This window comes from Pseudomonas sp. GM78, from assembly GCF_000282475.1.
GTDB lineage: Bacteria > Pseudomonadota > Gammaproteobacteria > Pseudomonadales > Pseudomonadaceae > Aquipseudomonas.
In genome coordinates, this window is record NZ_AKJF01000062.1 from 38,478 (window position 1) to 62,378 (window position 23,901).

The 23,901-nt window shown below is 60.5% G+C and carries 27 protein-coding genes; 12 read left to right on the forward strand and 15 right to left on the reverse strand.

Going from position 1 to position 23,901, the window contains the following annotated elements; genetic code table 11:
* Positions 1–36: 36 nt before the first annotated feature.
* Positions 37–1,710, reverse strand: coding sequence for a DEAD/DEAH box helicase (locus PMI35_RS23440; protein WP_008056987.1), 1,674 nt, complete (start codon positions 1,708–1,710; stop codon positions 37–39).
* Positions 1,711–2,131: 421 nt separating this feature from the next.
* On the opposite strand from PMI35_RS23440, the gene PMI35_RS23435 reads away from it, so the two are divergent.
* Positions 2,132–2,923 carry a crotonase/enoyl-CoA hydratase family protein gene (locus tag PMI35_RS23435; protein ID WP_008056989.1) on the forward strand — a complete coding sequence of 264 codons (792 nt, stop codon included), beginning with the start codon at positions 2,132–2,134 and terminating at the stop codon, positions 2,921–2,923.
* Between the two features lie 114 nt (positions 2,924–3,037).
* On the opposite strand, the gene PMI35_RS23430 is transcribed toward PMI35_RS23435, so the two are convergent.
* Positions 3,038–3,793, reverse strand: coding sequence for a spermidine synthase (locus PMI35_RS23430; protein ID WP_008056991.1), 756 nt, complete (start codon positions 3,791–3,793; stop codon positions 3,038–3,040).
* Between the two features lie 159 nt (positions 3,794–3,952).
* On the opposite strand from PMI35_RS23430, the gene PMI35_RS23425 reads away from it, so the two are divergent.
* Complete coding sequence (locus PMI35_RS23425; protein WP_008056992.1) at positions 3,953–5,299, forward strand: class II 3-deoxy-7-phosphoheptulonate synthase; 1,347 nt, start codon at positions 3,953–3,955, stop codon at positions 5,297–5,299.
* Positions 5,300–5,407: 108 nt separating this feature from the next.
* Here PMI35_RS23425 and PMI35_RS23420 read toward each other — a convergent pair whose 3' ends face one another.
* The 3 genes from PMI35_RS23420 to PMI35_RS23415 all read right to left on the reverse strand — a co-directional run bounded on the left by PMI35_RS23420 (position 5,408) and on the right by PMI35_RS23415 (position 7,328).
* Entirely contained in the window at positions 5,408–6,637 is a 1,230-nt protein-coding gene (locus tag PMI35_RS23420; protein ID WP_032831461.1) for a winged helix-turn-helix domain-containing protein, read from the reverse strand.
* Positions 6,638–6,704: 67 nt separating this feature from the next.
* The gene (locus PMI35_RS0132390) at positions 6,705–6,944 is read right to left on the reverse strand and encodes a DUF1127 domain-containing protein (protein ID WP_081504793.1); all 240 of its coding nucleotides are present in this window, start codon (positions 6,942–6,944) and stop codon (positions 6,705–6,707) included.
* Positions 6,945–7,106: 162 nt separating this feature from the next.
* Positions 7,107–7,328 (reverse strand): DUF1127 domain-containing protein, encoded by a 222-nt coding sequence (locus PMI35_RS23415; RefSeq protein ID WP_008056995.1) that lies wholly within the window; start codon positions 7,326–7,328, stop codon positions 7,107–7,109.
* Between the two features lie 95 nt (positions 7,329–7,423).
* On the opposite strand from PMI35_RS23415, the gene PMI35_RS23410 reads away from it, so the two are divergent.
* Positions 7,424–8,278, forward strand: coding sequence for a LysR substrate-binding domain-containing protein (locus PMI35_RS23410; RefSeq protein ID WP_008056996.1), 855 nt, complete (start codon positions 7,424–7,426; stop codon positions 8,276–8,278).
* Here PMI35_RS23410 and PMI35_RS23405 read toward each other — a convergent pair.
* Positions 8,268–9,017, reverse strand: a complete 750-nt coding sequence (locus PMI35_RS23405; RefSeq protein WP_008056997.1) for a sulfite exporter TauE/SafE family protein — start codon at positions 9,015–9,017, stop codon at positions 8,268–8,270. The two genes, PMI35_RS23410 and PMI35_RS23405, sit on opposite strands and share 11 nt — an antisense overlap.
* 112 nt (positions 9,018–9,129) lie before the next feature.
* Here PMI35_RS23405 and PMI35_RS23400 point away from each other — a divergent pair, with 112 nt between their 5' ends.
* The 4 genes from PMI35_RS23400 to PMI35_RS23385 all read left to right on the forward strand — a co-directional run bounded on the left by PMI35_RS23400 (position 9,130) and on the right by PMI35_RS23385 (position 12,333).
* Positions 9,130–10,086 carry a LysR family transcriptional regulator gene (locus PMI35_RS23400; protein ID WP_008056998.1) on the forward strand — a complete coding sequence of 319 codons (957 nt, stop codon included), beginning with the start codon at positions 9,130–9,132 and terminating at the stop codon, positions 10,084–10,086.
* Between the two features lie 69 nt (positions 10,087–10,155).
* The gene (locus tag PMI35_RS23395) at positions 10,156–10,617 is read left to right on the forward strand and encodes a MarR family winged helix-turn-helix transcriptional regulator (protein ID WP_008056999.1); all 462 of its coding nucleotides are present in this window, start codon (positions 10,156–10,158) and stop codon (positions 10,615–10,617) included.
* 249 nt (positions 10,618–10,866) lie between these two features.
* On the forward strand, positions 10,867–11,286 hold the full coding sequence (locus PMI35_RS23390; protein WP_008057000.1) for an organic hydroperoxide resistance protein: 420 nt from the start codon (positions 10,867–10,869) through the stop codon (positions 11,284–11,286).
* Positions 11,287–11,322: 36 nt separating this feature from the next.
* Positions 11,323–12,333, forward strand: a complete 1,011-nt coding sequence (locus PMI35_RS23385) for an alpha/beta hydrolase (protein WP_008057001.1) — start codon at positions 11,323–11,325, stop codon at positions 12,331–12,333.
* Between the two features lie 151 nt (positions 12,334–12,484).
* On the opposite strand, the gene efp is transcribed toward PMI35_RS23385, so the two are convergent.
* Both efp and earP read right to left on the reverse strand, forming a co-directional pair.
* Positions 12,485–13,054 (reverse strand): elongation factor P, encoded by a 570-nt coding sequence (gene efp / locus PMI35_RS23380; RefSeq protein WP_008057003.1) that lies wholly within the window; start codon positions 13,052–13,054, stop codon positions 12,485–12,487.
* Between the two features lie 48 nt (positions 13,055–13,102).
* A complete protein-coding gene (gene earP / locus PMI35_RS23375; RefSeq protein ID WP_008057004.1) occupies positions 13,103–14,245 on the reverse strand; it encodes an elongation factor P maturation arginine rhamnosyltransferase EarP in 1,143 nt (380 codons plus the stop codon).
* Between the two features lie 124 nt (positions 14,246–14,369).
* On the opposite strand from earP, the gene PMI35_RS23370 reads away from it, so the two are divergent.
* Together PMI35_RS23370 and PMI35_RS23365 are read left to right on the forward strand one after the other, a co-directional pair.
* On the forward strand, positions 14,370–14,780 hold the full coding sequence (locus PMI35_RS23370) for a hypothetical protein (protein ID WP_008057007.1): 411 nt from the start codon (positions 14,370–14,372) through the stop codon (positions 14,778–14,780).
* Between the two features lie 2 nt (positions 14,781–14,782).
* Positions 14,783–15,265, forward strand: a complete 483-nt coding sequence (locus tag PMI35_RS23365; RefSeq protein WP_008057008.1) for a GreA/GreB family elongation factor — start codon at positions 14,783–14,785, stop codon at positions 15,263–15,265.
* A gap of 33 nt (positions 15,266–15,298) precedes the next feature.
* Here PMI35_RS23365 and cysB read toward each other — a convergent pair whose 3' ends face one another.
* From cysB to PMI35_RS23340, 5 genes are all read right to left on the reverse strand, one after another.
* A complete protein-coding gene (gene cysB, locus PMI35_RS23360; RefSeq protein ID WP_008057010.1) occupies positions 15,299–16,273 on the reverse strand; it encodes an HTH-type transcriptional regulator CysB in 975 nt (324 codons plus the stop codon).
* A 112-nt stretch (positions 16,274–16,385) separates the two neighbouring features.
* Positions 16,386–16,889, reverse strand: a complete 504-nt coding sequence (locus PMI35_RS23355) for a universal stress protein (protein WP_008057012.1) — start codon at positions 16,887–16,889, stop codon at positions 16,386–16,388.
* A gap of 95 nt (positions 16,890–16,984) precedes the next feature.
* Complete coding sequence (locus PMI35_RS23350) at positions 16,985–17,890, reverse strand: 5'-nucleotidase (RefSeq protein WP_008057014.1); 906 nt, start codon at positions 17,888–17,890, stop codon at positions 16,985–16,987.
* 25 nt (positions 17,891–17,915) lie between these two features.
* Positions 17,916–18,872, reverse strand: a complete 957-nt coding sequence (locus PMI35_RS23345; RefSeq protein ID WP_008057017.1) for a putative 2-dehydropantoate 2-reductase — start codon at positions 18,870–18,872, stop codon at positions 17,916–17,918.
* Positions 18,869–19,255 (reverse strand): thioredoxin family protein, encoded by a 387-nt coding sequence (locus PMI35_RS23340; protein ID WP_008057019.1) that lies wholly within the window; start codon positions 19,253–19,255, stop codon positions 18,869–18,871. Before PMI35_RS23340 ends, PMI35_RS23345 begins: the two co-directional genes overlap by 4 nt.
* Here PMI35_RS23340 and PMI35_RS0132395 point away from each other — a divergent pair.
* Together PMI35_RS0132395 and PMI35_RS23335 are read left to right on the forward strand one after the other, a co-directional pair.
* The gene (locus PMI35_RS0132395) at positions 19,254–19,697 is read left to right on the forward strand and encodes a PilZ domain-containing protein (RefSeq protein ID WP_032831462.1); all 444 of its coding nucleotides are present in this window, start codon (positions 19,254–19,256) and stop codon (positions 19,695–19,697) included. The two genes, PMI35_RS23340 and PMI35_RS0132395, sit on opposite strands and share 2 nt — an antisense overlap.
* A gap of 127 nt (positions 19,698–19,824) precedes the next feature.
* Entirely contained in the window at positions 19,825–20,901 is a 1,077-nt protein-coding gene (locus tag PMI35_RS23335; RefSeq protein WP_008057023.1) for a 3-deoxy-7-phosphoheptulonate synthase, read from the forward strand.
* A 72-nt stretch (positions 20,902–20,973) separates the two neighbouring features.
* Here the strand turns inward: PMI35_RS23335 and PMI35_RS23330 are convergent, their stop codons facing one another.
* Complete coding sequence (locus tag PMI35_RS23330; RefSeq protein ID WP_008057026.1) at positions 20,974–21,261, reverse strand: GNAT family N-acetyltransferase; 288 nt, start codon at positions 21,259–21,261, stop codon at positions 20,974–20,976.
* Between the two features lie 639 nt (positions 21,262–21,900).
* On the opposite strand from PMI35_RS23330, the gene oprI reads away from it, so the two are divergent.
* Positions 21,901–22,152: an outer membrane lipoprotei OprI gene (oprI, locus tag PMI35_RS23325; protein WP_003183784.1), complete on the forward strand. Its 252-nt coding sequence runs from the start codon at positions 21,901–21,903 to the stop codon at positions 22,150–22,152.
* A 124-nt stretch (positions 22,153–22,276) separates the two neighbouring features.
* Here oprI and PMI35_RS23320 read toward each other — a convergent pair whose 3' ends face one another.
* Positions 22,277–23,248, reverse strand: a complete 972-nt coding sequence (locus PMI35_RS23320; RefSeq protein ID WP_008057028.1) for a L,D-transpeptidase family protein — start codon at positions 23,246–23,248, stop codon at positions 22,277–22,279.
* Between the last annotated feature and the right edge of the window lie 653 nt (positions 23,249–23,901).

Sequence of the window (23,901 nt, forward strand, 5' to 3'; positions counted from 1 at the left end):
GATTTTTTATGTTCGATCAATCAGCCCGGGAGCGGATCAATCTTCGCGGTAGCGACGCAGCTTCAACTGCTTACCGGCAACGCGAGTGTCCTTCAGCTTGCTCAGCAACTTCTCAAGACCGTCTTCCGGCAGTTCGACGAGGCTGAAGCTGTCACGCACCTGGATGCGACCGATGGCTTCACGCGCCAGACCACCTTCGTTGAGGATGGCGCCCAGCAGGTTCTTGGCAGCGATGCCATCACGCGCACCCAGCGCGGTACGGCAACGAGCACGACCTTCGCCCAGTGGCATCGGAGCACGACGCTCGCGGTCACCACGCTCAGGACGATCACCGGAACGCTCTGGACGATCGCCACGCGGTGCGTTGTTCGGCACCAGTGGACGCTCTTTCTCGATAGCGGCCAGGTTCAGCGCTTGACCGTTGGTTGCCTTGCGCAGCAGGGCTGCGGCCAGGGCACGTGGGCTGCAACCGATGTCGGCGGTCAGGCGATCAAGCAGATCACCGTGGGTCGATTCGGCTTCGGCCACCAGCGGCGACAGGCTGTTGGTCAGCTTCTTGATGCGCGCATCCAGAACGGCTTGAGCGTCTGGCAGGCGAACTTCAGCAACCTTCTGACCGGTTACACGCTCGATCACTTGCAGCATGCGGCGCTCACGTGGAGTCACCAGCAGCAGCGCACGACCTTCGCGACCGGCACGGCCGGTACGGCCGATACGGTGAACGTAGGACTCTGGATCGTACGGCATGTCAACGTTGAACACGTGAGTGATGCGCGGAACGTCCAGGCCACGAGCAGCAACGTCGGTCGCCACAACGATGTCCAGACGGCCATCCTTGAGGGAGTCGATCACGCGCTCACGCTGGTTCTGGGCAATGTCACCGTTCAGCGCAGCGGCTTTGTAGCCTTTGGCTTCCAGGGCGCTGGCCAGGTCCAGGGTCGCTTGCTTGGTGCGCACGAACATGATCAGGGCGTCGAAGTCTTCCACTTCCAGCAAGCTGAGAACGGCAGAAGTCTTCTGGTCAGCGTGAACCAGCAGGTGAGCCTGCTCGATCGCGGTAACGGTCTGGGTCTTGCTCTGGATCTTCACGTGCTTCGGATCGCGCAGGTGGCGCTCAGCGATGGCACGGATCGATTGCGGCAGGGTAGCCGAGAACAATACGGTCTGACGGGTTTCCGGCATGGCCTTGAAGATGACTTCCAGGTCGTCCATGAAGCCCAGCTTGAGCATTTCGTCTGCTTCGTCGAGAACCAGGTGGTTCACGGTCGCCAGAACTTTTTCGTCGCGACGCAGGTGGTCGCACAGACGGCCCGGAGTGGCGACAACGATCTGTGCGCCATTACGGATTGCTTTCAATTGTGGGCCCATCGGCGCGCCGCCGTAGACAGCCACAACAGTGACGCCCGGCATTTGCTTGGCGTAGGTTTCGAAAGCGGTTGCAACTTGTAGCGCCAACTCACGAGTTGGGGCCAGGATCAGAGCTTGCGGCTCGCGCTTGGACGGATCAATGCGGTGCAGGATAGGCAGGGCAAAGGCAGCGGTTTTACCGGTACCGGTTTGCGCCTGGCCAATCATATCGTGACCGGCGAGAATGATCGGGATCGACTGCTGCTGAATGGCCGAAGGCTCTTCATAGCCGGTAGCGACTACTGCAGCGACAATATTAGGATGAAGTTCAAGAGCGGCGAAGCCGCCGATTTCCTGGGTCATGGGTCTGCCTCTAAGTGCATCCGCAAAGACCCATGCTCCAAAGCTGCGCATGCCGTGTTGAGACTCAAGAGTCGCCCTGGCAGCTTTGTCGGCGGGGATTTGCGAAAACGAATGAATGAAAGAATCGTTTAGGAAGAGTTCGCTGGGCGAACGTGCAACCGAATCTGACTTCGGGGAATTGCGCCACCTAAACGCGGCCCGGCTAAAGGCCGGCGCGCACTATACCGGAATTTGCCGAAAAAGGGAGCCTTTTTTTATCGCAAAACTCCCGCCCACGGCGTTCTGTCACAGGCTTTGCGGATAATCGCGCCAGCGTCTACTTTTCAAAGGCCCTGCCCTGCGGGCGATGTCGCTAAAACGGTTCACCCATCCGCCACAGACCTTGGGTCTGCGCGCCCTCAGCCGCTCGAGGAAATGCAGCATGAAAGAGCTCGATACCAGCCGCGTGAGTCGTGAAAAGCGTGGTCATGTCCTGTTGATCGGACTGGACCGGGTCGCCAAGCGCAACGCCTTTGATCTCGACCTGCTCAACGAATTGAGCCTGGCCTACGGTGAATTCGAAGCCGACAGCGAAGCACGTGTGGCCGTGGTCTTCGGGCATGGCGAGCATTTTACCGCTGGCCTGGACCTGGTCAGCGCCAGCGCGGCACTGACCGAAGGCTGGCAAGCCCCGCCCGGCGGCTGCGACCCGTGGGGTGTCTTCGCCGGGCCCAGGGTCAGCAAGCCGGTGATCGTCGCCGCCCAGGGCTACTGCCTGACCATCGGTATCGAGTTGATGCTGGCCGCCGACATCAACCTGTGCGCCAGCAACACCCGATTCGCACAAATGGAGGTGCAGCGCGGCATCTTCCCATTCGGCGGCGCGACCTTGCGCCTACATCAGGTGGCTGGCTGGGGCAATGCCATGCGCTGGATGCTGACCGGCGACGAATTCGATGCCCATGACGCCTTGCACCTGGGCCTGGTGCAGGAAGTCATGGCCAGCGAGGATTTACTGCCGCGGGCGATTGAACTGGCCGAGCGCATCGCCCGGCAGGCGCCGCTGGGGGTTCAGGCAACTCTGATGTCTGCCCGGCAGGCCCGCTACGAGGGCGAAACCGCCGCTGCACAAGGGTTGCCGGCGCTGGTGAAGAAGTTGCTGGTCAGCGAGGATGCTCGGGAAGGTGTGCAGTCGCTGGTCGAGCGGCGGCCCGGGGTTTTCAAAGGGTGCTGAGAGAAGCGGTGGCTGTTGGAAAGTCATCGCGAGCAGGCTCGCTCCCACAGGGGACCGCGGTCCCCTGTGGGAGCGAGCCTGCTCGCGATGGGGCCCGCCCAGACAACTAATGGATCAGGTGGCCGGGCGAATCGCCTTGATCAACGACTGCAACGAATACCCCAACCGCGGCGCCAGCGCTTCAGCCCGAGCGGTCAGGCTCTCCATGTCCAACACCTGATCCAGTTCCGATGGCACGATCAGGATCACGTTGCCCTCCTTCACCGGCAGCTCCCAGTAATGCCGATGATAAAGCCCGCGCAGCAACGCGGCGCCCAGTGGCTTGCCATCGTCGGTGGCCCATTGGTTGATCACCAGCCAGCCGCCCGGATTCAGGCGTTTCTGGCAGTTCTCCAGGAAGGTCCAGGCCAGATGCCCGACGCCCGGGCCGACATCGGTGTAGAGATCGACAAAAATCAGGTCGGCAGGCTCGGCGGTGTCGAGCAGTTCCAGTGCATCGCCCACGCGAATATACAGCCGCGGATCGTCGTCCAGCCCCAGGTACTCGATGGCCAGGCGCGGCACATCCGGGCGCAGCTCGATGGCTTCGACATCTTCCAGGGGCAGGAACTTGAGGCAGGCCTGGGTCAGCGTGCCGGCGCCAAGCCCCAGGAACAGTGCGCTTTCCGGCTGTTCATGGCACAGCGCGCCAATCAGCATCGCCCGGGTATAGTCGTACTCGAGCCAGCTCGGATCGGCGGTGAACACGCAACTTTGCTCGATGGCATCACCGAACTCGAGAAAGCGGTAATCGGCCACTTCCAGCACGCGAATCACGCCAAATTCGTCCTGCACCTCGGCGAGCAGATGCTCGACGCGCTCCTCAGTCATTTCGTCTCCTGATCGTCACCGGGCCCTCCTGGGCAAACAGCAACGCGATAAACCGCAGCGGAAGCGGCAAAAGCGCGATTGTCCGCGAAGCGACGGGAACAGGTCACGCACTAATTGCTGATAACATGGACGTCCGAGCGTAAAACACTAGAGATCATGATGAGCCAACCCTGGAGCCCTGACAGCTGGCGCGCCCTGCCGATCCAGCAACAACCCCAATACCCCGACGCAGCGCATCTGCAGCACGTCGAGCAGACCCTGGCCAGCTACCCGCCGCTGGTGTTTGCCGGGGAAGCCCGGGAATTGCGCCGTCAGTTCGCCGAAGTGACCCAGGGACGAGCGTTTTTGCTGCAGGGCGGCGACTGCGCCGAAAGTTTCGCCGAGTTTTCCGCCGCGAAAATCCGCGACACCTTCAAGGTGCTGCTGCAAATGGCCATTGTCATGACTTTCGCGGCCGGCTGCCCGGTGGTCAAGGTCGGGCGCATGGCCGGCCAGTTCGCCAAACCTCGCTCGGCCAACGACGAGACCATCGACGGCGTGACACTGCCGGCCTACCGTGGCGATATCGTCAACGGCATCGGCTTCGATGAAAAAAGCCGCGTGCCGGACCCGGAACGCCTGCTGCAGTCGTACCACCAGTCCACCGCCACCCTCAACCTGCTGCGCGCCTTCGCCCAGGGCGGGTTTGCCGACCTGCACCAGGTACACAAGTGGAACCTGGACTTCATCGCCAACTCGGCCCTGGCGGAAAAATACAGCCACCTGGCCGACCGCATCGATGAAACCCTGGCCTTCATGCGCGCCTGCGGCATGGACAGCTCGCCGCAACTGCGCGAAACCAGCTTTTTCACTGCCCACGAAGCGCTGCTGCTCAATTACGAGGAAGCCTTCGTCCGTCGCGACAGCCTGACCAACGACTATTACGACTGTTCGGCCCACATGCTCTGGATCGGCGACCGTACTCGTCAGCTCGATGGCGCGCATGTCGAATTCCTGCGCGGGGTGAACAATCCGATCGGGGTCAAGGTCGGTCCGAGCATGAACCCGCAAGACCTGATCCGTTTGATCGACGTGCTCAACCCCGAGAACGATCCGGGGCGCCTGAACTTGATCGCGCGCATGGGCGCGAACAAGGTCGGCGATCATTTGCCACAACTGATCCGCGCCGTGCAGCGTGAAGGCAAGCAAGTGCTCTGGAGTTCCGATCCGATGCACGGCAATACCATCAAGGCCAGTAGCGGCTACAAGACCCGCGACTTTGCGCAGATCCTTGGCGAAGTGAAGCAGTTCTTCCAGGTCCACGAAGCCGAAGGCAGTTACGCGGGCGGCATCCACATCGAGATGACCGGGCAGAACGTCACCGAGTGCATCGGCGGTGCGCGTCCGATTACCGAGGACGGCTTGTCGGATCGCTACCACACCCATTGCGACCCGCGAATGAATGCCGATCAGTCGCTGGAACTGGCCTTCCTGATTGCTGAAACCCTCAAGCAAGTCCGGCGGTAGTTTTTGATCGCCTGATGTACCGCTATCGCCAGCAGGCTGGCTCCCACATGGGATTTGTGCAGGACACAGATCCAGTGTGGGAGCCAGCCTGCTGGCGATTAGGCCAGATCAGTCACCCTCTATCTGTGCCAATGCCACCCGCAATCTTGCCGCACTCGCCCGCGGGCAATTCAACTGGACCCGCGCCAGCCCCAACCAATCCGCCATCTGCCGCAGATTGAACGCCAGGGCCAACATCCCCTCGTCATCCAATCCCACTTGCTCTTCATGCACCGCATGCACCGCCAACCGCCCGGCAGCCCGCTCCGCGCGCAGATCGACCCGTGCGGCAATGCGCTCATTGTGCAAAAACGGCAGGACGTAATAGCCGTAGATCCGCTTACCCGGCGGCGTGTAGATCTCCAGCCGATAGCGAAAATCAAACAGCCGCTCGGTACGGCTGCGCTCCCATATCAGCGAGTCGAAAGGTGAAAGCAACGCGCTGGCCTCGACCTTGCGCCGCACCTTCGGCTCAGGCAGGCAATAGGCAGGTTGCCGCCAACCCTCGACTTCGCAGCAGAGCAACTCACCGGCCTCGACCAACTCCGCCAGACGCGGACGACTGTCCGCGAGGTTCAAACGGAAATAGTCACGCAGGTCTTTCTCGGTGCCCACGCCCAAGGCCGACGCGGCATGCCGTATCAGCCCGCGCTGGGCCTCAGCCTCAGTGAGCCGCGGTTGCGCCAGAATCGCCGAAGGGATGACCCGCTCCGGCAGGTCATAAAGCCGCTCGAACCCACGCCGGCCGGCCACTGTCACTTCACCGGCGGCGAACAGCCATTCCAGCGCATGCTTTTCCGCGCTCCAGTCCCACCAGGGCCCTGCCCGCTCCTGGCGAGTCGACAGGCTGCCGGCGCCCAACGCGCCCTGCTCTTGAACGCAGGCCAGCACCCGGCGAACCGTGTCCTGCTGTTCACGACCGAAACGCGCCAGTTGTTGATAAATGTCTTCACCACGACTTGCCCGCTGCATGCGCCAGCGCATCAACGGGTACATCGACAAGGGCAGCAAGGACGCTTCATGCCCCCAGTATTCGTAGAGGGTACGCTGGCGCCCCTGGCTCCAGGCGGCCTGGTCGAGCAAGTCGGCAGAATACTGGCCAAGCCGGGAAAACAGCGGCAGGTAGTGCGAGCGCACCAGTGCGTTGACCGAGTCGATCTGCAAAATGCCCAGGCGCTCGATCAATCGGTTGATAGCGGCAGGCTTGACCGGCACTGACGGCTGGCGCCCGACAAAACCCTGGGCGGTCAGGGCCAGACGTCTGGCTTGCTTCAAGGAAAAACACAGGGATGCAGGCATCTGAAGGCTCATCGGCAAGGCTCTCCCCACCTTAGCGGCAGACGGGGAAAACGCCAATGCCAACGCCTCATCGCTTGAATGGATCATCCCAGAACGGGCGCGATGACTCCCGCAGGACATCGGCTCGACTCAAGCCAATATCGCGCAAGCGCTCGTCGCTCAATCGAGAGAGTTCGGTTCGGTCCCTGCTCAGTTGGCGCCAGCGCTGCAATTGCGTAATCGCTGCCCGGACTGGCTGCCGGAGCCGGTGCAGTGCATCGCGCACACCATGCCCTGCGCCACTCCCTTCAATGCCTTGTCGTTCCATGACACCACTCCTCAATGTTGGGGAGCGGATCTTCAGCCCGTTCGCATACAGGCTCCAGCAAAGCTCTATGACCATCTGTTTCGGGCTCGCGCCTACCCCGTCAGCCCGGGCTTTGACCGGGATGACGGGGTAGTCACAGGACATTTCCATAGGTCATCGAACCTACTTTCCATTGCCCATCGGGTCTTGCCAGAAGTGCAGATCAGCTTCATGTGCGACGTCGGCACGACTCAAGCCAATATCCTTCAACGCCTCATCACTCATGCTCGCCAGCATTTCGCGCTCACGGTGCAGTTCGTACCAGCGACCGAACTTGTGCAACAGATCGGATATCAGGTGAACCGAATGTTTTTCAGTGCCGTGAATTTCATGTTGACCTTTCATCTTGTTGCCCTCCGTTTGGATGGCCCAAGTCTCTGCCCGGGGCTAAGATCAATCCAACGAATGTTTCTGATGGTAACCATCTCGGAGATTGATGCATGTCGGCCTACCCGAGTATCGATACCGAAGTGCTGCGCACCTTCGTCGCCATCGCCGACCAGGGTGGTTTCACCCGCGCCGGTGAATTGGTCCATCGCACCCAGTCAGCCGTCAGCATGCAGATGAAGCGACTGGAAGAAGATATTCTGCAGCGCCAACTGTTCCAGCGTGACGGACGCCAGGTGCGGCTCACGGCCGAAGGCCAGGTGCTGCTGGGTTATGCGCGGCGAATCCTCAAGCTGCACAGCGAAGTGTTCAACACGCTGCGCGAGCCGCACATGGTCGGCACGGTACGCATCGGCACCCCGGACGACTACGTGATGCGTTTTCTGCCGGGGATCCTGCGCCAGTTTGCCCAGTCCTACCCGCTGATCCAGATCGAAGTGCATTGTGAATCATCAAAACAACTGCTGATGCGCCAGGACCTCGACCTGTCCATCGTCACCCGTGAGCCGGGCAGTGAAATCGGCCAGTTGTTGCGCAAGGAACGTTTTGTCTGGGCCGAGGCGCAATGCTACAGCGCCCACGAGCAGACGCCGCTGCCACTGGCGATGTTCAACAGTGATTGTTTCTGCCGTATCTGGGCCTGCAACGCCCTTGATGCCCAAGGACGTGATTATCGCGTGGCGTATAACAGCGACAGCCTGTCGGCGATCATGGCGGTGGTCAGCGCCGGCCTGGCTGTCACCGCGCAACTTGAAAGCCTGATCACCGCAGACATGCGCATCCTCGGTGAGGCCGAGGATCTGCCGGTGCTGCCCGAGGCCAGTATCATGCTGGTGCGCAACCTGCATAATCCGTCACCGATCACCGAGTGCCTGGCCGAGCATATCGTCGAAGGCTTCAAGCTTTAAACGCAAGCATCACCGCACAGCACAGCAGGAAACCGCAAAACAGGGCGCGCAGCAGACGCTCCGGCAGGCTGTGGGCGATCTTCACGCCCCAGCTGATACTCATCAGCCCGCCGATTGCCAGTGGCACACCGATCATCCAGTTCACCTGGTGATGCACGCCATAAGTGACCAGCGTGACGCCGGTGCTCGGCAGCGCCAGTGCCAGGGACAGGCCCTGGGCAACCACCTGGGTGGTGCCGAACACGCTGGTCAACACTGGTGTCGCCACCACTGCCCCGCCCACGCCAAACAGGCCGCCCATGGTGCCGGATGCGGCACCGAGCACGCCCAGCCATGGCCATGAATGGTTCATCTGCGCCGAAGGTGCTGCGCTGGCGAGGAACATCCGCACCAGGTTGTAGGCGCAAAGCGCGATCAGGAACGCGACAAAACCGATACGCATGCTTTGCGCATCGATCCCCACCGCCCAGATCGATCCGAGCCAGGCGAAGCAAAAACCCATCGTGGCCAGCGGCAGCGCGTGACGTAACTCGATCTTGTTGCGCTGGTGGTAGCGCCACAGCGCCAGCATCACGTTCGGCACCACCATCACCAATGCCGTACCTTGGGCAATCTGCTGATCAAGACCGCACAACACGCCCAGCAACGGAATGGCGATCAATCCCCCGCCGATACCAAACAGACCGCCGAGGGTTCCCAAGGCGGCGCCGAAAACCAGGTACAACACAAACTCAATCACGGTGTCTCTCTCCCAAACGTCAGGCGAGTCATCCTACGCAACTGCTTCTGGCGCGGAAACGCACAGCAACGCACAATGGCTATGCCAAACTCGCACAGGCATCGAGCCACACATGAATCCCAACCTACTGACCGAGCAACTGGGCCTGTTTCTCGACGTGCTGGAAAGCGGCAGTTTTTCCGCCGCGTCACGCCGTCATCCACTAACACCTTCGGCCGTGGCGCGGCGCATTGACAGCCTGGAAGGCGCCGTCGGCAGCCAATTGTTCATTCGCAGCACCCATGCGGTGCGCGCGACGCCGGCGGGGCTGGCGTTTGCCGAACGCGCGCGCAGGATCGTCGCCGAATTGCGCCTGGCCCGGGCCGAAGCAGTGTCCCTGAGCAGCGCACCGGAAGGCCTGATTCGTGTCGATGCACCGGCCGCGTTCGGGCGGCGACACCTGGCACCGGTGATTGCCGACTTTCTGCTGCTCTATCCCGGCCTCGACGTGCAATTGCAGTTGATCGACAGCTTTGTCGACATGCAGGGCTTGAACCTGGGAAAGGTCGATCTGGTCTTGCGCGCCGGGCAATTGGCCGATACCCGGTTGGTGGCAACGCCACTGGCGAGCATGGTGCGCATCGCCTGCGCCAGCCCCGACTACTTGCAACGCCGCGGCGTGCCGAATGATCCGGCGCAGTTGGTCGAACATGACGGCCTGGACTGGGCCGGCCTGGCCCCTCCCTTCGCCTGGCGCTTCGAAAGGGACGGCCAGATGCAACTGCATCGGCCGTCGCGCGTGCGCATGAGCGCCAACAATGCCGAAGCGTTGATCTACAGCGCATTGGCCGGCCTGGGCATCGCCCACTTGCCGACCTGGCTCGTCAGCGAATACCTGTTGCGCGGCGAACTGCTGCCGTTGTTCTGCGAGAACGGCCTGCCAAAACCGGAAAGCTCCGGGATCTACGCCTTGCGCCTGCAGCAGCAACCCAATTCCCGCAGTCGCCTGCTGCTGGAATACCTGAAAACCCGTTTCAGCCCCATTCCGCCATGGGACCTGGTGCTGCAAACCCATCTGGGCCGGCACTAGCCCAGAATTGTCTGGCGCGTTAAAGATTTGCCCGCTAGATTCATGAAGATCACTGATCAAGGCTTCCCAATGACCACCAAGCGCGACACCCCGGACAACTGCGACCACCTGCTGCTGGACAACCAGGCCTGCTTCGCCCTGCATTCCACTTCGCTGATGATGACCAAGGTCTACAAACCCTTGCTGCAGGCGCTGGGCCTGACCTATCCGCAATACCTGGTGATGATGGTGCTGTGGGAGAAGGACGGTTTGACCGTGGGTGAAATCAGCGCGCGCCTGTTGACCGATCCCGGCTCGCTCACGCCGCTGCTAAAGCGCCTGGAGGCCGAAGGCGTGCTCAGCCGCACCCGCAGCCGTGAGGACGAACGCGTGGTGATCGTCGAGCTCACCGAACAGGGCCGCGCCCTGCGCGACAAGGCCCGTGGCATTCCGCAATGCATCCTCGGCGCCAGCGGGATGACCCTGGAGCGACTGCAAAAGCTCCAAGCGGAACTGCAGGAACTGCGTCGCCATCTGCAAGACAGCCTCTGATTTTCAGATCCCCCGAAAATCCACTGTAGGAGTGAGCCTGCTCGCGATGGCGGTGTGTCAGTCAACATCGATGTTGAATGTGACACAGCTATCGCGAGCAGGCTCACTCCTACAGTCGTTTTGCGCCTGCGCTAAATTTTTTCAAAAATTTATCTTGCGCACTAATTATTGGCGCGATACATTCATTTCGCACTTACTTAGCGCGCAAACATTTAGCGCAAAACATCAAACCTGAACGAGGCTTTCACCATGCAAACTCTCTACACCGCCATTGCAACGTCCACCGGTGGCCGCGACGGTCGTGCGATCTCCAGCGACAACATTCTCGACGTCAAACTCGCCACCCCGAAAGAACTCGGCGGCGCTGGCGGCGCGGCGACCAACCCTGAGCAACTGTTCGCCGCCGGCTACTCCGCCTGCTTCATCGGTGCGCTGAAATTCGTCGCCAGCCAGACCAAACGCAAAATCCCGGATAACGCGTCGATCACCGCCCATGTCGGCATCGGCCAGATCCCTGGCGGCTTCGGTCTGGACATCGACCTGCACATCAGCCTGCCGGGCCTGGAACAAGCCGACGCACAAACACTGGTCGAGGCTGCCCACCAGGTCTGCCCGTACTCCAACGCCACTCGTGGCAACGTCGAAGTACGTCTGCACGTAACCGTCTAACGTCGCCTTCCACCCAGGCCCGAACAGGAAATGAACATGAACACTTTCAGCAAAGTCTTGACCGGTACCCTTCTCGCCCTGTCTGTCCACAGTGCATTCGCCGGCGACGTTGAACACAACACCCAGGCGTTTCTCGATGCACTGAATGCCGGAACCGGCAAACCGATGGAACAGATGACGCCCAAAGAGGCCCGCGCCGTGCTGGTGGGCGCGCAATCCGGGGTGAAGCTGACGCTGCCAAAAGCCGATGTCAGCGAGAAGACCATCCAGGTCGATGGCCAACCGCTGAGCCTGACCATCGTCCGGCCAGCCGGGGTCAAGGGCGAGCTGCCGGTGTTCATGTTCTTCCACGGCGGCGGTTGGGTCCTGGGCGACTTCCCGACCCACGAGCGACTGGTTCGGGATCTGGTGGCGGGTTCGGGGGCGGCGGCGGTTTTCGTCAACTACACCCCCTCGCCGGAAGCGCACTACCCGGTGGCGATCAACCAGGCGTATGCCGCGACCCAATGGGTGGCCGAGCACGGTAAAGAGATCAACGTCGACGGCAAGCGCCTGGCAGTGGCCGGCAACAGCGTCGGTGGCAACATGGCGGCAGTGGTCGCGCTGATGGCAAAAGACAAAGGCACACCGGCAATCAAGTTCCAGGTCCTGTTGTGGCCGGTGACCGATGCCAACTTCGACACCGGTTCCTATAACCAGTACGCCGAAGGGCACTTCCTGACCCGCAACATGATGAAGTGGTTCTGGGACAACTACACCACTGACGCCAAGCAGCGTAACGAGATCTACGCCTCACCGCTGCGGGCCACCCCTGCGCAACTCAAGGGGCTGCCACCGGCGCTGGTGCAGACGGCGAGTGCCGACGTGCTGCGCGATGAAGGTGAAGCCTACGCCCGCAAACTCGACGAGGCCGGGGTGGCGGTGACCTCGGTGCGCTACAACGGCATGATCCACGACTATGGCTTGCTCAACGTGGTGAGCCAGGTGCCGGCGGTGCGGTCGGCGATGTTGCAGGCGTCTGAAGAGCTCAAGCAACACCTGAAGTAACGTTTTCCCTTGTAGGAGCACGGCTTGCCGGCGATGGCGCTCTTGCGTACGCCATCGCCGGCAAGCCGTGCTCCTACAGGGATTGGGTGTATCCGACGCGCACAAAAAAGCCCGACTCAATGGTCGGGCTTTTTTATTCCTCAAGCAGTGCTTATTTAGCACGGCCTTTGTAGGAACCGCCTTCGCGGGTATCGATCTCGATCATGTCGCCGATTTCGATGAAGTCAGCAACCGACAGCTCGGTACCGTTCTTCAGTTTGGCAGGCTTCATCACCTTGCCGGAAGTGTCGCCGCGTGCGGAACCTTCGGTGTAGTCAACCTGACGCACGATGGTGGTCGGCAGCTCTACGGAAACCAGACGGCCTTCGAAGAACACGGCTTCGCAAACGTCGGTCATGCCTTCTTCGATGAACGGCAGAACGCTTTCGATGTCTTCGGCGTTCAGTTCGTACATGGTGTAGTCAGTCGTGTCCATGAACGTGTAGCTGTCACCGCTGATGAAGGACAGGGTCGCTTCTTTACGGTCCAGGATCACGTCGTCCAGCTTGTCGTCGGCGCTGTAGACGGTTTCAGTCTTGTAGCCGGTCAGCAGGTTTTTCAGCTTGGTCTTCATGATCGCGCTGTTACGGCCCGACTTGGTGAATTCAGCTTTCTGAACCAGCCAAGGATCGTTGTCGATACGGATCACGGTACCGGGTTTGAGTTCTTTACCAGTTTTCATTGCGAATATCCGAATTTGGATGGGATTTACAAAAATCTAGGCCGCGTATCATATCCAATTTACATAAAACTGTACCAGCGCCGCGGCAAGATCGGTGTGCAAGGCCTGTTCCAGACACCACGTCTCGGCGTGATTTTGCAGCTGTGGCCAGTGTTTGCGGGTTGATTGCCAGTGGTCGGTCATTGTCTCACCGGCATTCCAGGCCCGCCAGAGACCGCTGATCGCCTCGCCAGCCGCTGGCGAAAGGTCCTTGGTGTAGAGCGTGAGGAAGGCTTCGAGCTTGTCCAGATGGACATCTTCTTCCTGCTGATAGATGTGCCACAGCATGGGCCGACCCGCCCATTGCGCGCGGACAAAGGAGTCTTCGCCGCGTACGGCGTTGAAATCACAGCACCACAACAAGTGGTCATACTGGTCCTGTCGGACGAACGGCAACACCTGCACGGTCAAGGCATCGCGCACATGCAATGCCCCCGCCTGCAGATCCTGCACCCCCAGCCAACGCTCGACGTCGCCCAGGATCCGCCCTTGCGGCACCAGCAGATGAGTGGGCGTGGAGTCACTCGCCAAGGTGTCCAGCCAGCTGGCCAACCCGGCGTTTTCATAGGCAAACAGTGAAATCAGCAGCGCACCCGGCGCGCGGTCGACCCCCAGGCCTTGCAGGAAGCTTCGCTGAGCCTCGGGGCTCTGTTGAAACTGCCGACGCCGTTCGAGCAATCTGCTTTCACGCAGCAGGCCGCCCGTCCCCTTGTGAAACCCGGGGAAGAAAAAGTGCTTCTGCACGTGCTTGTATTTTACCGACGGCAAGCCGTGGCAGCCGATCACCCAGTCCTCAGCGCTCAAGTAGTCGAGGTTCATCCACAGCGGCGTCTTTTCCCGCAGGGCCATGGCGTCCATGTAGGCGCCTGGCAACTGACAGGCGAACGCGGCGATCACCACATCGGCAGCCTCCACCGGTTGCCAATCGGCCGACCAATGGCACACTTCGACACCCTGCTGCCATTGCCGGCCTGCATGAATGTCGATCTGCGGGCACAGGCGCTCGAAGGCTCGCAGATCGTCGACCCACAAACGCACCTCCACCCCGTGCTCGGCCACCAGTTGCCGAGACAGTCGCCAGGTCACGCCGATGTCGCCAAAGTTGTCGACCACGGTGCAAAAAATATCCCAGCGGGTTTTCTTATCAGGCATTCCAGGCTCCCGTTGGCAAAGGTGTCAATTGTCCGCATAAATCAGCCCGCGCAGAAGAGCCGACGCCGATTAATCTTCGTGCGACAATCGGCACTCGCCCGCGACCCCTCGCCAGGAGGCAACCATGCCCTACCGCCCTACTCCGCGCCGACCCATTGCGATTCACCTCAGCGCCCTGCAACTGACCGGCAGCATCGCCCTCGGCTTGTGGCTGGGTTTCATCGCCATCGTATTGACCGGCTGGCTGGTATCCCGGCTGTTTTTCAGCGAACAACTGGCACCGGTCGCAGCCGCGGTGGAGCAACTGGCCAAGCCGCCAGTGGTGACACGCCCGGTACCGGACATTCCCGCACAGAGCCCCTTGTTCGAGCAGTATGAAGAAAACCTGCGCAAGAACGAGCAGGCACAACGACTCGACCAGGCGCGCGGCAGCAACCGCAACCTGTCGAACCCCCGATGCCAGTTCTGGTTGCAACAGGACCAGACGGCACCCAGCGAAAAAAGCCGCGCCAATGTCCTGCAATTTTGCGATTGATCATGAATAAGCACACTGTCCACCAATTGATTCTCGACAAGCTGCGGGTCGATCTCGACATTGCCGAGCGCGCCGCGCAGACCGCGTACGAAACCGCGACCCACGAAGAAAACATCGCCGAAAACAAGTACGACACACTGGGCCTGGAGGCGTCCTACCTGGCCGCAGGCCAAGCCAGGCGAGTCGAGGAGATTCGCCAGTCACTGGCGCTTTGCCAGAACCTGGCAATGCGTCCGTATGACGAGCAACGCGGTATCGAGATAGGTTCCCTGCTCGGCCTGGAAGACGAAAAGGGCCGAGAGCAATGGCTATTCCTGGCGCCGGATGCGGCGGGCCTGAAGGTTGACCTGGTGGGGCAACTGATTACCGTCATCACCCCGCGCTCACCGCTGGGCAAGAGTCTGCTGGGCAAGTTCGCAGGTGACGAGGTGGAGATTCTGGTGGCGGGTGCTCGGCAACAGTTTGCTGTCACCGAGGTGGTTTGACCGGCTGCCCTGCCTGCGTGGCAGGATGCGCTATCAGTGAACCGGCAGCTCGACGCCGTCGAACAGCTCTTCCAGCTCCTGCTTGTTGTGGCACTGGATGGCCTTGGCCATGACTTCGCGGGTCAGGTGCGGGGCGAACTTCTCGATGAAGTCGCACATGAAACCGCGCAGGAAGGTGCCGCGACGGAAACCGATCTTGGTCACGCTGGACTCGAACAATTCGCTGGCATCGAGCACCACCAGGTCGTTGTCGAGCTTGGTATCAACCGCCATTTTCGCCACGATGCCCACACCCAGGCCCAGGCGCACGTAGGTCTTGATCACGTCGGCGTCCGCGGCGGTAAACACCACCTTGGGCGTCAGGCCGCGGTGGCTGAAGGCTTCGTCGAGCTTGGAACGGCCGGTGAAACCGAACACGTAGGTCACGATCGGGTATTCGGCCAGGGCTTCGAGGGTCAGCTTCGAAAGCTTGGTCAGCGGGTGACCCTGGGGCACGACCACACAGCGATTCCAGCGATAGCACGGCATCATCACCAGGTCGCCGAACAGCTCGAGGGCTTCGGTGGCAATGGCGAAATCCACGGTGCCGTCAGCGGCCATCTCGGCGATCTGCATCGGCGAACCCTGGTGCATGTGCAGGGCAACGTCAGGATACTGCTTGATGAAATTGCTGATCACCGGCGGCAACGCGTAGCGCGCCTGGGTGTGGGTGGTGGCGATCGACAGGGTGCCTTTCTTCTCGTTGGAGAATTCCTGGGCGATCTGCTTGATGCTTTCGACCTTGCGCAGGATCTCGCCAGCGGTGGTGATGATGCGCTCACCGGCCGGGGTCACGCGGGTCAGGTGCTTGCCGCTGCGGGCGAACACTTCGACGCCCAATTCGTCTTCCAGCAAACGGATCTGCTTGCTGATGCCCGGCTGAGAGGTGTAGAGACTTTGGGCGGTAGCGGAAACGTTGAGGTCGTGGTGCGCCACTTCCCAGATGTAGCGCAATTGTTGGAGCTTCATATGAATCCCTCAAAGCAGGTAGACGCCACGGGCATCAGCGACGGTATATAACTATATTAATGGTTTGAAGAATAAATCTAGAACTTTTTATCAAAATGCCATTATTCGTGTTCTAGCGATCCCCTTGGCGACGACGTTGCACCAGCGGCACCAGGTAGACCGGTACCTTGGACAGTTGCAACACACGCGCTGCGGTCCGGCCCAAAGGCGTTTCCGCACCCGCACCATGGCTGTGACTCCCTACGATCAGCAAATCCACCGAGAGTTTCTGCGCCTGGTCGAGAATCACCTGCGATGGATCCCCCTGCAGCACCCGTACCGCCTTGATCCGTTCAAGGTCGTGCTCCCCCTCGTCACCCAGCTCTTCGCGAAAATTGTCGAGTACCCGCTGCTCGATACTGGCGATCACCGTGTTAAGACCCTGGCTGTGAAATTCGTTCAACGCCTGCTCGTCGAGATAACTCTGCAGCACCGATTCGGCAAACAGCCCCATGGGCTCTACGGCGTGCACCACATACAGGTCGGCATTGAATGTTCGGGCCAGTTCCAGGGCATGCTGCATCACCACGGGTGCGTACAGCCCGAGGTCGGTGGCATACAGCATCGAGCGAATCATATGACCTCCTCACGTGCCGACAATGGCGGAGATTGATTCAGCTTAGCAGTGCCTTGGCGAGTTCGACGTCTGGCGTAACATGTTGAACGGCGGGCTTAAACCTTTTGCTCGTTGCTTATGCCATGTGGCACATGGCCGGTGGCGACCACTTCGCGGGCCAACTCGCAATGGCCGGCCTGATCGTCGAAAAACACATCGGCGGCAAAGGCTTCAAGAAAGGCCGACTTGGTCAGGCCTCCGAGGAACAGCGATTCATCCAGACGAATATCCCACTCGCGCAACGTGCGGATCACCCGCTCATGGGCCGGCGCCGAGCGCGCCGTGACCAGTGCCGTGCGAATCGGGCAAGCGTCATCCGGGAATTCGCGCTGCAACAGATTGAGGGCGGCGAGGAAGCCCTTGAACGGCCCTCCGCGCAAAGGCTCGCGGGCCGCTTCGCGTTCGCTGGCCTGAAACGCCTCCAGGCCACCGGCCTGGTAGACGCGTTCGGACTCGTCGGAAAACAGCACGGCATCACCGTCGAAGGCAATGCGCAGTTCATCGCTGGCTGCACGGCTGGCGCCACCGGACAGGATGGTCGCCGCGGCGAACCCGGCGTCCAGCGCACTGCGCACGTCTTCGGCGTGGGTCGAGAGAAACAGATCGCAGCCAAAGGCCTTGAGGTACGGATACGGGCTGCGCCCGCCAACAAACGCCGCGCGGGAAATCGCCAGCCCATAGTGGTGGATCGAGTTGAACACGCGCAGGCCGGTGTCGGCGCTGTTGCGCGAGACCAGGATCACCTCGACCCGGGCGCGGCCGAGGTGGGCATTGAGGTTCAGGAGTTTTTGCACCAGCGGGAAGGCGTCGCCGGGCTCGAGGATTTCCTCCTCGTGTTCAATCTGATATTGCCGGTAGGCCTCGACGCCACTCGACAGATAGACCTTGTGGCTTTCACTCAGGTCGAACAACGCTCGCGAAGAAATCGCCAGCACCAGCTTGTCGTCTATGGTCTTTGGCATCCCCTTCCCCCTCCGGTAGATCGACTCAGGTATTACGTCGATCGATAAAACTCAAGCTGCGATACATCGCCTCGATCCGCGGCAACTCACAGCCGACGGCCTTCGCCGCGGTCAGTGGCCGGGCGTAGATGGCCTCGAGCTCCAGTGGCCGCTTGTGCAGATAATCGTGGTACATGCTCGGCCAGTAGTCGGGCATTTTCTGCGTCACCTGCAAAAGATGCTCGGCGTAGCCCGCGGGCACGTCGTGACCACAGGCGATTGCGCCCTGGACCACTTCGGCCATCAGCGACCTGATCAGCTCACGGCTGTCGGCATCGGCCATCAACGGCGTGGTACTCGCCCCCAGCAACACGGACAGACCGTTGTACGGGATATTCCAGACCAGTTTCTGCCAGCGTGCCTGGTGCAGGTTCGCCATGGCCTGGGCGTCGATGCCAGCTTCAAGAAACAACCCCGCGCCCTCTTCGACAATCGCGGCACGCGCAGGCCCCTCGGACGCTGGCCCGCTGTGATAGCCGACATGCACCGCCCCCAGTGCCTGATGAGTAATGACACCGGGGCCCTGGCGATGGACGCAGATATAGCAGAGCCCGCCCAGCAGATGCAGCGCCTCGGGCAGCAGTTCACGCAGGCTGTCCTCGACATCCAGGCCATTTTGCAACAGCAGCACCCTGGCATTCGGCGCGGCGGCTTGCACGATGGCGGGCGCGAGATCACGGTTACTGGTGGTTTTTGCGCCGACCAGCAACCAATCGCAGGGTGGCATGTCTTCGGCCGCGGAGTAGGCCTGCACCGGATTCAACGTCAGCGCCCCATGTACTGCGCTGTGCAGTTGCAGCCCGCGCTCGGCCACCGCGCAAAACTCGCTGCGCAACAGAAAATGCACATCGAAGCCGGCCCGCGCCAGCATCGTTCCGTAGAACCCGCCGATTGCCCCGGTCCCGATAATTCCGATTGTCGGCTTGGCAACTGCACCCGTCATGGCAACTCCTCTGCTGTTCGACCCAGCGCCTGCCTCAAGGCGGCGTTGAGCTCGGCGCCGGTCAGGCGCGATTTTAGTGCCCCGTAGAATTCGCCGTCGCGTACGACAAACAGCGCCGGCAAGTGAAAGACCTGATAACGCTCGACCACCCCGCCATTGTTGCCGGCGTCGATCCAGCACAGGCGGTCGACATTCAAGTCGAGCGCAGGCAACTGCTCGCGGGCAAAACGACAGGAGGAACAGCCGACACTGGTGAAAACCACCAGCGATACGCCAGTCATCCCCAGCAGCCGTTGGTCGGCGTCGAAATCGGTCAGTTCCAATTCGACCACTATACTGGGGAGAACAATGTCAGATGGCCGACACATGGAGTCCGTGCTCATGGGACGTTTTATTCCTCATCCTGACGATATACCTGTCGAATTGACGTTACTCAAACCTGAATGCATTTCAAGGCAACAACTGCACACTATCAGCCTCGGGGGCATGGCTTGCAATTATCACCGCGCCTGGCGCCATGGCACGGCGCTGGAGGTGCGCATGCCGACCCTGAATCCGGACATGCGCTTCCTGGGCTATGTGGCCTGGTGCCTGCGACGAAAGCGAGGCTACCTGGTGGGCATTGCCTTCGTCGACGAACAGACGCTTTTCAGTGCAAGGATGGGTGAGCAGGTGTGCCAGATCGAGCGTTACTGCCGCCAGCATGATGCCCACAACGACCTGCAGGATATCCAGGCCCTGGCCCTTGAATGGGTCCAGCAACATGCCGACGAGTACTCCCACGACCGGGTCCACCAGGCATTTGCACAGGCCGTGCTGGATTAAACCGGGCCAGCCCATTGTCGAGCCACGGTGTAACGCGCTAAGGTTCTGCTCCCCGACGCGCTTAATTTGCTGTGCTCCGCCGCGCGGGTTCGCTGGCGGCCGGCACCCGTGACCTGACGAGTAAACGATGGCTGATTTACCGATCAACGACCTAAACGTCGCTTCCAACGAGACGCTGATCACTCCTGACCAGCTCAAGCGTGATATCCCCCTGAGCGATGCCGCCCTGCGCACCGTTACCAAGGGCCGCGAAGTCATTCGCAACATTCTCGATGGCACCGACCATCGCCTGTTCGTGGTCATCGGGCCTTGCTCGATCCATGACATCAAGGCGGCCCACGAGTACGCCGAGCGCCTGAAGGTTCTCGCGGCGGAAGTGTCCGATACCCTGTATCTGGTCATGCGCGTGTATTTCGAGAAGCCACGCACCACCGTTGGCTGGAAAGGCTTGATCAACGATCCGTACCTGGACGACTCGTTCAAGATTCAGGACGGCCTGCATATCGGTCGCCAGCTGTTGCTGGACCTGGCCGAAATGGGCCTGCCAACCGCTACCGAGGCGCTCGACCCGATCTCCCCGCAATACCTGCAGGACCTGATCAGCTGGTCGGCCATCGGTGCGCGCACCACCGAATCCCAGACTCACCGTGAAATGGCCTCCGGCCTGTCCTCGGCCGTCGGCTTCAAGAACGGTACCGATGGCGGCCTGACCGTAGCGATCAACGCCCTGCAATCGGTTTCCAGCCCGCACCGTTTCCTGGGCATCAACCAGGAAGGTGGCGTGTCGATCGTCACCACCAAGGGCAATGCCTACGGTCACGTGGTGTTGCGCGGCGGCAACGGCAAGCCGAACTACGATTCGGTCAGCGTCGCCCTGTGCGAACAAGCGCTGAACAAGGCGAAGATCAAGCCCAACATCATGGTCGATTGCAGCCACGCCAACTCCAACAAGGACCCGGCCCTGCAACCGCTGGTGATGGAGAACGTCGCCAACCAGATCCTCGAAGGCAATCAGTCGATCATCGGCCTGATGGTCGAAAGCCACCTGAACTGGGGCGCCCAGGCCATCCCGAAAGACCTAGCCGACCTGCAATACGGCGTGTCGATCACCGATGCCTGCATCGACTGGACTGCCACCGAAAACACCTTGCGCAGCATGCATGCCAAGCTCAAGGAAGTGCTGCCCAAACGCCAGCGCACCTGATCGGCGTTTACCGCAGACAAAAAAACGCCGGGCTGGACCCGGCGTTTTTTTATGCGTCGATTTTGTCGAGGGTCACTGGCTCAGCTTGGCCGCATGGCGCTGGTGACGCTCCATGTAGCGCTCGACGTAGGAGCACGAGGGAATGACGGTATAACCCATCTCCTCGGCGTACTCGAGCGCCTTCTCGGTCAGGGCCGCGGCGATGCCGCGACCGCGCAATGCATTGGGCACAAACGTGCGATAGATATCCAGGGTCTGTTTCCCCAGATCCATATAGGTCAGGTAGGCACGATGACCGTCCACATTGGTCTCGAATTGATGACCAGCCTGGTCATGGTGGATGGACAACGCCTCGCTCATCACTACTCCTCGCGGGTCTGGGATTCTGACCCCTACCTTACCGATGTTTTTCCGGCGAAGGAACAACTACGCCACCCCGTGCCTGAATCGACACCGAGAAGAGCTACACCGATCTCGCGCAACCGAGCACGTACAAATAGTAGGCGCCATTGGCAGAAATGCTCAAGGCTCGCTCGTCATCATGCGGGTTGGCCGGTGCTGCTGTGGATAACGCAGGAAACAGCTGGACCGACGGTCTTGCAGCGGTCGACAGCCTGAACATTGCCGGATGTTGAGACATAAGACGAGCGCCCCTCGTTAAAGTCACCTGAACATGGAGAAAGATATGAGAGACACCGCGCAAATTCCGAACAAAAGTGTAGACGAATCCATCTAGACGGACTTAAGACAAGACCGCAAAAAGAGCTTTGAGCCTGGGGAACTTTTCCTTGGCGGCTCGCTCAAAACGGGCCTTGTAGCTGGATATTTTTTATGCAACGCAGTTAAAAGTTGCTCGAAAAAGAATCAACGCCTACAATTTTTTTTGCTTCTTGCTTCACGTCAGTTTACTTACGACAAGTAATGGGTAGTATGTACGCCGGCTATTTCCTCACTCGGAGGAGACAGCCACTTAATAGAAAGTCCTTGAAGGGGAACACGATGAACAACGTTCTGAAATTCTCTGCTCTGGCTCTGGCCGCAGTTCTGGCTACCGGTTGCAGCAGCGCATCGAAAGAAACCGAAGCACGTCTGACCGCTACTGAAGACGCAGCAGCTCGCTCCCAGGCTCGTGCAGACGAAGCTTACCGTAAAGCTGATGAAGCTCTGGCTGCTGCTCAAAAAGCACAACAGACTGCTGACGAAGCTAACGAGCGTGCTCTGCGCATGCTGGAAAAAGCTAGCCGCAAGTAATAGTCCTTCGGGATTATTATCAAGCCGACCCATTTTTTGGGTCGGCTTTTTTATTGCCTGCTGTTTCCTGCAGCCAATAAAAAACCCGCCGACGCGGCCTGCGTCGGCGGGTTTGTTTAAAGCATTACTGCAGCGGGTCGATCGGCGCACTCGTCACCATCGGCGCGCTGGTGTTCGGCACGCCGATTTCCACCGGCAGGCCATCTTCGGCAGCCACTACATCACGCACCACATCCCAGTTCATGCGCAGGTTGTTGGTGATGTCTTCACGCTTGAGCATCGCGTTGATCACGGCAGTGTGCTTGTCGACCACCGACGGGTTGCCCTTGTCGTCCAGCGGCGTGTGCGCCTCCAGGTAGACCTTGCCGCCACTCACGCCGAACTTGTAGGAATCGTTGATGATGCGTACGGACGTGCCCACCGGCACCATGCCCGCCATTTCCAGCACGTTGTTGTTGAACATGCGGAAGCAGCCATGGCTGGTGCGCATGCCGATGCCGAACTTCTTGTTCGAGCCGTGGATCAGGTAGCCAGGAGTCCCCAATGTGAACTTGAACGGCCCCAGCGGGTTGTCAGGGCCGGCCGGCACCACGTTGGGCAGCGGATCACCGTCGGCGGCGTGCTCGGCCTTGATCGACGCTGGAGGCGTCCAGGTCGGGTTCGGCGTCTTGGCGACGATGCTGGTGTGGGCAATCGGCGAGCCCCAGCCTTCACGGCCAATACCCAACGGGAAGGTGTAGACCACGTTCCGGCCTTTCGGGAAGTAGTAGAGGCGGTATTCGGCCAGGTTGATGACGATGCCTTCACGGGGGCCGGGTGGCAGGATGAAGCGGGTCGGCAGCACGATTTCAGTGCCGGCGCCAGGCAGCCATGGATCGACGCCAGGGTTGGCGGCTACCATTTCCGAGTAACCCAGGTCGTAGGTCGTGCCCAGGTCGGCGAAGGTATCTTCGTACTTGGCCTTGATCACCTGTACCTGGCCAACGATGTCTTCACCGGGCGGTGGCAGGGGTAGCTCCAATGCTGCGACGGGACCCGCTACACAGAGAGCGGCAAGTGTCAGGCAGCGGGTGACGGCGGGAAAGCGCGGCAACATCCGGAAAATCCTTTGCATGATCGACAGAGGGTATAAGAACGCGATTGTACACCGCTGGCCGTTATTTCGGGGAGGTTGAGGGGGGTGTAGGCGATGCAAGGCATTTCCTGTCGCCTGCCATTCGACCTATTGTTTGCTAACGGAGTACATATCCATTCCTGCGGTAACGGCCACTTATGGTTTCGCTTTTACATGTAGGAGCCGAGCTTGCTCGCGATGGTCGTTAACGAAAACGCTGGCCGCCTGACTCCCCGCGGTGCTTGTGCCGGCGCGCCGCGATGGGCCATCCATGGCCCAGCGCGGCTAAACCGGAACGAAGCCTCTCGATGTGGCAAGAAAATCAAAAGCCAGATCAAGATCAACAGCCAAAACGAGGCGGCCTTAAAGCCGACCTGATCTTGCCGATACCCCCATTCCCCTGTGGGAGCCAGCCTGCTGGCGATGAGCGTCCAGACAACGCGTTCATCCAGACAGGGCGCGTTATCGTTGACGTCCATCGCCAGCAGGCTGGCTCCCACAGGGGATCGGGGACAAGCCTGTAATCAGGTCGGCTTTAAGGCCGCCTCGCTTTTGTTTTTGATCTGGGTGCCCCGTTAACCACGCTGGCCGAACGCAGGCATTGCGCAGTGGGGAAACCGGCAGGACGCCGGTTT

What these genes read in the sequence shown, in the direction of transcription:
- PMI35_RS23440 (WP_008056987.1), bottom strand. Translation starts at nt 1,710, where the DNA reads ATGACCCAGGAAATCGGCGGCTTCGCCGCTCTTGAACTTCATCCTAAT.
- PMI35_RS23435 (WP_008056989.1), top strand. Translation starts at nt 2,132, where the DNA reads ATGAAAGAGCTCGATACCAGCCGCGTGAGTCGTGAAAAGCGTGGTCAT.
- PMI35_RS23430 (WP_008056991.1), bottom strand. Translation starts at nt 3,793, where the DNA reads ATGACTGAGGAGCGCGTCGAGCATCTGCTCGCCGAGGTGCAGGACGAA.
- PMI35_RS23425 (WP_008056992.1), top strand. Translation starts at nt 3,953, where the DNA reads ATGAGCCAACCCTGGAGCCCTGACAGCTGGCGCGCCCTGCCGATCCAG.
- PMI35_RS23420 (WP_032831461.1), bottom strand. Translation starts at nt 6,637, where the DNA reads ATGCCTGCATCCCTGTGTTTTTCCTTGAAGCAAGCCAGACGTCTGGCC.
- PMI35_RS0132390 (WP_081504793.1), bottom strand. Translation starts at nt 6,944, where the DNA reads ATGGAACGACAAGGCATTGAAGGGAGTGGCGCAGGGCATGGTGTGCGC.
- PMI35_RS23415 (WP_008056995.1), bottom strand. Translation starts at nt 7,328, where the DNA reads ATGAAAGGTCAACATGAAATTCACGGCACTGAAAAACATTCGGTTCAC.
- PMI35_RS23410 (WP_008056996.1), top strand. Translation starts at nt 7,424, where the DNA reads ATGTCGGCCTACCCGAGTATCGATACCGAAGTGCTGCGCACCTTCGTC.
- PMI35_RS23400 (WP_008056998.1), top strand. Translation starts at nt 9,130, where the DNA reads ATGAATCCCAACCTACTGACCGAGCAACTGGGCCTGTTTCTCGACGTG.
- PMI35_RS23395 (WP_008056999.1), top strand. Translation starts at nt 10,156, where the DNA reads ATGACCACCAAGCGCGACACCCCGGACAACTGCGACCACCTGCTGCTG.
- PMI35_RS23390 (WP_008057000.1), top strand. Translation starts at nt 10,867, where the DNA reads ATGCAAACTCTCTACACCGCCATTGCAACGTCCACCGGTGGCCGCGAC.
- PMI35_RS23385 (WP_008057001.1), top strand. Translation starts at nt 11,323, where the DNA reads ATGAACACTTTCAGCAAAGTCTTGACCGGTACCCTTCTCGCCCTGTCT.
- efp (WP_008057003.1), bottom strand. Translation starts at nt 13,054, where the DNA reads ATGAAAACTGGTAAAGAACTCAAACCCGGTACCGTGATCCGTATCGAC.
- earP (WP_008057004.1), bottom strand. Translation starts at nt 14,245, where the DNA reads ATGCCTGATAAGAAAACCCGCTGGGATATTTTTTGCACCGTGGTCGAC.
- PMI35_RS23370 (WP_008057007.1), top strand. Translation starts at nt 14,370, where the DNA reads ATGCCCTACCGCCCTACTCCGCGCCGACCCATTGCGATTCACCTCAGC.
- PMI35_RS23365 (WP_008057008.1), top strand. Translation starts at nt 14,783, where the DNA reads ATGAATAAGCACACTGTCCACCAATTGATTCTCGACAAGCTGCGGGTC.
- cysB (WP_008057010.1), bottom strand. Translation starts at nt 16,273, where the DNA reads ATGAAGCTCCAACAATTGCGCTACATCTGGGAAGTGGCGCACCACGAC.
- PMI35_RS23355 (WP_008057012.1), bottom strand. Translation starts at nt 16,889, where the DNA reads ATGATTCGCTCGATGCTGTATGCCACCGACCTCGGGCTGTACGCACCC.
- PMI35_RS23350 (WP_008057014.1), bottom strand. Translation starts at nt 17,890, where the DNA reads ATGCCAAAGACCATAGACGACAAGCTGGTGCTGGCGATTTCTTCGCGA.
- PMI35_RS23345 (WP_008057017.1), bottom strand. Translation starts at nt 18,872, where the DNA reads ATGACGGGTGCAGTTGCCAAGCCGACAATCGGAATTATCGGGACCGGG.
- PMI35_RS0132395 (WP_032831462.1), top strand. Translation starts at nt 19,254, where the DNA reads ATGGGACGTTTTATTCCTCATCCTGACGATATACCTGTCGAATTGACG.
- PMI35_RS23340 (WP_008057019.1), bottom strand. Translation starts at nt 19,255, where the DNA reads ATGAGCACGGACTCCATGTGTCGGCCATCTGACATTGTTCTCCCCAGT.
- PMI35_RS23335 (WP_008057023.1), top strand. Translation starts at nt 19,825, where the DNA reads ATGGCTGATTTACCGATCAACGACCTAAACGTCGCTTCCAACGAGACG.
- PMI35_RS23330 (WP_008057026.1), bottom strand. Translation starts at nt 21,261, where the DNA reads ATGAGCGAGGCGTTGTCCATCCACCATGACCAGGCTGGTCATCAATTC.
- oprI (WP_003183784.1), top strand. Translation starts at nt 21,901, where the DNA reads ATGAACAACGTTCTGAAATTCTCTGCTCTGGCTCTGGCCGCAGTTCTG.
- PMI35_RS23320 (WP_008057028.1), bottom strand. Translation starts at nt 23,248, where the DNA reads ATGTTGCCGCGCTTTCCCGCCGTCACCCGCTGCCTGACACTTGCCGCT.